Here is a 6,534-nt window from a genome sequence, read left to right on the forward strand (position 1 = left end):
GGCTAGCTTCGAAACCATCGAGCCTTCCCTACATTTATGTATATCGATCTTGGGCCGGCACTTGCAACATTTCTGTTCCGCAGCGATACATGGCCATGCTTCATTATGCGGCACGACTATTATTACCATGTTAACCTTTTGTAAAGGGAGCGTAAAGATTTAGAAGCGCCCGATTCGGAAATGGCCGTCGCGCATGCGCTTCTCGATCCATCCAAGCATGAGCTGCCGGTAAAACGGGCGGGTAAACGGCAGCAGGAGCGTAATGCCCGCGATATCCGAGAAGAAGCCCGGCATAAGCAGCATCAGGCCGCCCGCCAGCACGCAAATGCCGTCCAGCATCGTGCGTCCCGGGATTTGCCCCGCCTGCATCTGACGCTGGGCCTCGCCCCATACCTTTCTCCCTTCCGCGCGGGCGAGATAAGCTCCGACAAAGCCCATCGCAACAAGTATAAGGAAGGTCGTCCAACCGCCGATCAAATCTCCTACCTGCAGAATGCCCCACAGCTCCACGATGGGAATCACGATAAAAGCAGCCACTAACCATTTGTACATGCCAAGCCCTCCTTCATATAATCTTATCGACGAACTACCGCTTCATCGCGTCCTTTCGGCTTCCGTTAAGTTGTCCGCAGCCGCTCGTATAATTCCGGCATCGCCTTGTTCAGCCGGACCGGCTGCCACGCCTCGTTCACCCAGACATGCTTCGTGCCGCCGGAGACGAGCAGCTCGCCGGGCAGCTCGCCGCCATCGGCCATCGTTCCCGCGTGCCAATCCGACTCCCGCACCCGGCGAACTTGCGAGTCGAAAGCGACTTTTACGGGCGAGCAATCCGCGATTCTCGTGCATACAAGCACGGTATCGTCGTACCGGGCCGGCAGCAAGTAGCTGCACTGAAGATCGACGACCGGCAGCAGCAGGCCGCGCTCTTCGATCGTTTTGTAATCGTATCCGGCGTTCCTTATCCATTCCGTACGTCCGATCTCAAACCAAGTTACATAATTCCCGTGAAAGACGACGCCCATCCGGTCCGTCTCCTGGTACCTGACGCGCAGCGGATGCAAATACCAGCCGGCAGCCATGCTCATTTTACGTTTCCTCCCCGCCGTGTATGTCAAGTGTAAACGGCTGACGCTACGCACGAACCGCTAGCTGCATCTTGCGCAGCTCGGTTCGGTGCCGTCCTTTGGCGGCATAAGCTCGTTTCACGATGAAATATAAGCGATTTTATAAGTGCAAAACTTTTAAATTCTTATATTTGAACAAAAAGCGACGGTGAGTTCACCATCGCTTCTGCTTATCCTATATTTGATTGTCCGCGATCGAAGCCCCGGATTACAGCACCTTCGATTGGCCGTGATAGATGACGCCGGTCTCGCCGTAGACGGTCACTTCCATGCCGTCCTTCAGCAGCTCCGTCGCATTCCCGATGCCGAGAATGACAGGGATGCCGAGGTTCAAGCCGACGACGGCCGCATGGCTCGTAATGCCGCCTTGCTCCGTAATGACCGCTCCCGCTTTCTCGAATGCCGGCATATATTCCTTGTCCGTCGATACAGTAACGAGAATCGAGCCAGGCTCCGTCTTTTGGATGGCTTCCTGCGGCGTCCGCGCTACGACGATTTTTCCGGTTTTCGTCTGGCTTCCGATGCCTTGGCCTTGGGCCAGGAGCTCGCCGATGTGATGAATTTTGATCAGGTTCGTCGTCCCGGAGCGGCCGACCGGCACGCCCGCCGTAATGACGACCGTATCGCCGAGGCTCAGGAAGCCTGTGCTCATGGCGCCGTCAACCGCGTTCTCGAACATTTCGTCCGTCGTTTGCGCTTCGGGTCCTAGCACCGGGAATACGCCCCAAATCAAGGCGAGGCGGCGAAGCACCTTCTCGTCCGTCGTCACGGCGATGATCGGCGATTTCGGCTTGTACTTCGAAACCATGCGCGCCGTGAAGCCGCTTTGCGTCGAGGTAATGATCGCTTTGGCACGCAGGTCGAGCGCCGAGTTGGCGACCGCTTGACTGATCGCTTCCGTTACGGTCGTTTGCTGCGCATTCGCCTGCTTGTTGAAAATTTCGCGGTATTCCAGCGCGTTCTCCGCGCGCTCGGCGATGCGGGCCATCGTCTGCACCGACTCGACCGGATAGCGTCCCGCGGCCGTCTCGCCGGACAGCATGATCGCATCCGTGCCGTCGAAAATCGCGTTCGCGACGTCGCTCGCTTCGGCGCGGGTCGGACGAGGGTTGCGCTGCATCGAATCGAGCATTTGCGTTGCCGTAATAACCGGCTTGCCGACGAGATTGCATTTTTTGATCATGTTTTTTTGAACGAGCGGAACTTCCTCCGCCGGGATTTCGACGCCAAGGTCGCCGCGCGCAACCATCAGTCCGTCGGACACTTCCAATATCTCGTCCAGGTTGTCGACGCCCTCCTGGTTCTCGATTTTCGAAATGATTTGGATATGGCTCGCGTTGTGGCGCTCGAGCAGCTCGCGGATTTCAAGGACATCGCTTGCTTTGCGGACGAAAGAAGCCGCGATGAAATCGATGCCTTGCTCGATGCCGAAGATGATATCGCCAGCATCCTTCTCCGTAATACCAGGCAAGGAGATTTTAACGCCCGGCACGTTCACGCCCTTCTTGCTCTTGATAGGACCGCTGTTGACGATGCGGCAGATGATTTCCGTGCCTTGCACTTCTTCAACCGTAAGGCCGATCAGACCGTCGTCGATCAGGATCGTCGAGCCGACGGATACGTCTTTGGGAAGATTGCCGTATGTAATCGGAACGCGATTGCGATCGCCCAGAATCTCTTCCGTCGTCAGCGTGACAAGCTCGCCTTGGTTAAGCTCGATCGGCTCTTCCTTCAGCTTGCCGAGACGAATTTCGGGTCCTTTCGTATCCAGCAGGACAGCGACCGAAGTGCCAAGCTCCGCGTTGGCGATGCGGATGTTCTTGATCCGGTTGCCGTGCTCTTCGAAATCCCCGTGAGAGAAGTTAAGGCGGGCAACGTTCATTCCTGCTTTGATCAGTTTTTTCGTGTTTTCCAAAGACTCGCTGGATGGTCCGATCGTACAAACGATTTTCGTTTTGCGCATGTTAAATTTCCTCCGTTTAGTGCCTGATATTCTTATATATACTGTAACGGTCCCCCGCTGCTTGCACGGCGGGAAACCGGTTGTACCCGCATGTTACTGCGCCGCCTTCGCCGTCTCTCCGGCATGCTCCGCCGGATCCTCGGCCGCCTGCGCTCCTCCGCCCGGAGCTTCGTCCTGCGCCGCGCCGTGAGCGCCCTGCGCGGTCTGCCGCTCCGCGATGCGGAATTGCCCGACCTTCCGGAACTTCTCGTAGCGGTCCTCAATCAGCTGCTCCCTGCTAAGCGGCAGCAGTTCCTGCAAATGCTTCCACAGCTTATCCTTAATTTGCTCGGCCTGAGCTTCCAAATCCTTGTGCGCCCCGCCGTGAGGCTCGGCGATAATATCCTCGATGACGCCGAATTCCAGCAGGTCCTTGGCCGTAATTTTCATCGCCTCGGCCGCTTGATCCGCTTTGGACGCGTCCTTCCACAGAATCGACGCCGCGCCGTTCGGCGAAATAACGGAATAAATCGCGTTCTCCAGCATGAGCACACGGTTGCCTACGCCGAGAGCCAGCGCGCCGCCACTGCCGCCTTCGCCGATGACGACGCAAATGATGGGCACGCCGAAGCCGGCCATCTCCCGCAGGTTGCGCGCGATCGCTTCCGATTGTCCGCGCTCCTCGGCGGTGTTGCCCGGGTAAGCGCCCTTCGTGTCGATGAACGTAATGATCGGCCGATTGAATTTGTTCGCCTGCTCCATGAAGCGGAGCGCTTTGCGGAAGCCTTCCGGGTGGGGACTGCCGAAGAAGCGGGCAATATTGTCGCGCGTGTCTTTGCCGCGTTGGTGCCCGATGACGGTAACCGGTACGCCGCCCAGCTTGGCCAGCCCGCCGACGATCGCCAGATCGTCCGCGAACAGGCGGTCGCCGTGCAGCTCCAGAAAATCGGTGAATATCGTCTGAATATAATCGAGCGAGGTCGGGCGCTGATGATGGCGCGCCATATGCATCTTCTGCGCCGGAGTCAGCTCGCTGTACAGCTCGTTCTCCAGCTGCTTGCATCTGGCCTCGAGGCCTGCTATTTCTTCCGAGAAGTCGATTCCCTTCTCGACGCTCAACGTCTTCAGCTCCACGATCTTTTGCCGCAGCTCGTTCAGCGGTTTCTCAAAAGGCAGTTCACCCGCCATTGGCTGTTCCCTCCCTTGCGCAGTGCATGTCGAGCAGCTTCGTCAACGTCGCCTTCATGTCCTTGCGGTGCACGACTTTGTCCAATTGCCCGTGCTGCAGGTTGAATTCCGCCGTCTGGAAGTTGTCCGGCAGCTTCTGGCGGATCGTCTGTTCGATGACGATGCGGCCGGCAAAGCCGATGAGCGCGCCGGGCTCGGCCAAATTGTAGTCGCCGAGGCTCGCGAAGCTCGCCGAAACCCCGCCCATAGTAGGATCGGTAAAAATCGAAATAAACAAACCGCCCGCGCCCTGAAATTTCGAAAGCGCGGCGCTCGTCTTGGCCATTTGCATCAGACTGAGGATGCTCTCCTGCATCCGCGCCCCGCCCGACGTCGAGAAAATAAGAAGCGGCAGCCGCTTCGCGTGGGCCGCTTCGATCGCTCTCGTAATTTTCTCCCCGACGACGGATCCCATGCTTCCGCTGAAGAAATCGAAGCTCATAACCGCCACGACAACCGGAAAACCGCCGATCGTGCCTTCGCCCGTTACGACAGCGTCTCGCAAGCTCGATTTGCTCTTCTGCTGCTCAAGCTTGCTCGCGTAACCCGGGAATTCAAGTGGATCGACGGATTCCATCTCCGCATCATATTCGATCAGATGCCCTTCGTCGAGGGTCATGCCGATTCTCTCCCATGCGCTCAGCCGGTGATGATGGCCGCAGGAAGAGCATACCTTCAAGTTTTTCTCCAATTCCTTGCTGTACTGAATATTGCCGCATTTGGAGCACTTATTCATTAATCCTTCCGGAATGTTGTCCCGCTTGCGGGGCTCCGAAGGAATCGTTGCATACTTCTTCTTCGTAAATAAGTCCTTTATTTGCACGTGTGACACCTCTCAAGGCGCAATAGATTTGAACGGCCGTCCGTCATGGGCGCATGATGGAGTTGAACACTTCCTGCACTTCCTCCAGCTCGCCGGACGGGACCAATATCTCATATTGCTGTTTGGACAGATTAACAGCGCGGACCTTTACCAAAAAACCTTCCTCCGTAAGCCGCTTCTTGATGTTATCTGCGATTTTCGCTGTTGGCGCGATATAAATGACCGTCCACATCACGGTACCTCCTGAAAGCTTCGCAAAAAGCAAAGCTCACTTACTAAGCAAAGCCATCTCCCGGTATCAGGACATATGATGTCATAATGATACCATAGTCATGGGGATTCCGGCAAATCGTATCGGATGGCCTTCGGATCCTGGTGCGCGATCCGGGCCGACGCGGCTGCGGCCAGTCCCGCGACCAGATCGTCCAAAAACACGTGAATCCGCTCGCCCTTCAAATTCAGCTGGCGAATGATGCCGGGTTTAACTTTATCTAAATATCCGAAACTCGTCAATCCGATCATGCCGTAAACGTTCGTGATGCCGAGCGCGAGCGTCTCGTCGACGCCGTACAAGGACTCGTCGGTTTCCATAATCGACTGCAGCGGCTCGGGGAGCAGCCTGCGCTCCGCCAATTCGTCGAGGGCGATTCCCGTATACATGACATACTGCACCTCGCGCTTGGCGAGCACGGCTCTGACGCTCTCCTCGCATTCCTCCATCGTCAAGTCGCCGTTATAGGGCCGCTGCAGCGTATAGACGATTTCCGTCACGTCGCTCACCGAAACTCCGCGCTTCAAGAGCCATTTTTCAATTCCCGTCATCATAGCCCATCCCTCCCGCAACTGCTTGTACATAGATCCGGTAAATAGAAGCGTAAACGTTAACGCGGCGCTCCGTGGCGGCATGGACGAAGCTTCGCGCGAATGACGCTGCCGTTTTCGCTTGTATCTCTAGATATATGCACGTACAAGCCGCGATGTGCATAGGAATGGATTAAAAAACGGGCAAGCGCCGCAAAGTTGCGGGCATGATCGACCGCCGTCCCGCAGCGTTGCGGCATTTCCGGAACGCCTTGCGGATCGTCACCTCACGACGATCGTTCCCGCTCCGAGGAGCCGCTCCGCCTGCTCGATCAGCTGCGGAGACGGCTTCACCCGGTAGCTGTCGCTCAGCGCGATCGACTTCTGCCCCTGTTCGTAGAACAGTACCGTATCAAGCGGGCCGGCATGGGCCGCGAGCAGCTCCTTGAGCCGCGCGAGCACGCCGGGCGTCTCGCTTTCGGCGGCGATTTTGATATAGACGCGCTGAGGCTTCCGCTCTGCCCCCGCCGCGCTTCCGCCGCGCGGGGCGTCCGTCCGCCGCGGCTGCGCCGCCGGAGCGGACGCCGCGCGGCTTCCCTCCGCTTGCAGCTCCCGCG

The 6,534-nt window shown here is 57.5% G+C and carries 8 protein-coding genes; all 8 read right to left on the bottom strand.

Features of this window, described 5'->3' with window-relative positions; genetic code table 11:
* Positions 1 to 159: 159 nt before the first annotated feature.
* A complete protein-coding gene (locus IDH41_RS18180) occupies positions 160 to 552 on the bottom strand; it encodes an FxsA family protein (RefSeq protein ID WP_190863493.1) in 393 nt (130 codons plus the stop codon).
* A 65-nt stretch (positions 553 to 617) separates the two neighbouring features.
* The gene (locus IDH41_RS18185) at positions 618 to 1,079 is read right to left on the bottom strand and encodes an acyl-CoA thioesterase (protein ID WP_190863523.1); all 462 of its coding nucleotides are present in this window, start codon (positions 1,077 to 1,079) and stop codon (positions 618 to 620) included.
* Positions 1,080 to 1,332: 253 nt separating this feature from the next.
* Positions 1,333 to 3,087, bottom strand: a complete 1,755-nt coding sequence (gene pyk, locus IDH41_RS18190; protein WP_190863495.1) for a pyruvate kinase — start codon at positions 3,085 to 3,087, stop codon at positions 1,333 to 1,335.
* 93 nt (positions 3,088 to 3,180) lie between these two features.
* Positions 3,181 to 4,254 carry an acetyl-CoA carboxylase carboxyltransferase subunit alpha gene (locus tag IDH41_RS18195; RefSeq protein ID WP_190863497.1) on the bottom strand — a complete coding sequence of 358 codons (1,074 nt, stop codon included), beginning with the start codon at positions 4,252 to 4,254 and terminating at the stop codon, positions 3,181 to 3,183.
* A complete protein-coding gene (accD, locus tag IDH41_RS18200; RefSeq protein ID WP_190863499.1) occupies positions 4,244 to 5,116 on the bottom strand; it encodes an acetyl-CoA carboxylase, carboxyltransferase subunit beta in 873 nt (290 codons plus the stop codon). The genes IDH41_RS18195 and accD overlap by 11 nt, the downstream gene beginning before the upstream one ends.
* A gap of 43 nt (positions 5,117 to 5,159) precedes the next feature.
* Positions 5,160 to 5,348: a hypothetical protein gene (locus tag IDH41_RS18205; RefSeq protein ID WP_028611892.1), complete on the bottom strand. Its 189-nt coding sequence runs from the start codon at positions 5,346 to 5,348 to the stop codon at positions 5,160 to 5,162.
* Positions 5,349 to 5,446: 98 nt separating this feature from the next.
* The gene (locus IDH41_RS18210) at positions 5,447 to 5,941 is read right to left on the bottom strand and encodes a phosphatidylglycerophosphatase A family protein (protein WP_190863501.1); all 495 of its coding nucleotides are present in this window, start codon (positions 5,939 to 5,941) and stop codon (positions 5,447 to 5,449) included.
* 258 nt (positions 5,942 to 6,199) lie between these two features.
* Positions 6,200 to 6,534: hypothetical protein (locus tag IDH41_RS18215; protein ID WP_190863503.1), on the bottom strand; the 335-nt coding region annotated here is incomplete at its 5' end.

This window comes from Paenibacillus arenilitoris (genome assembly GCF_014705655.1).
GTDB lineage: Bacteria > Bacillota > Bacilli > Paenibacillales > Paenibacillaceae > Pristimantibacillus > Pristimantibacillus arenilitoris.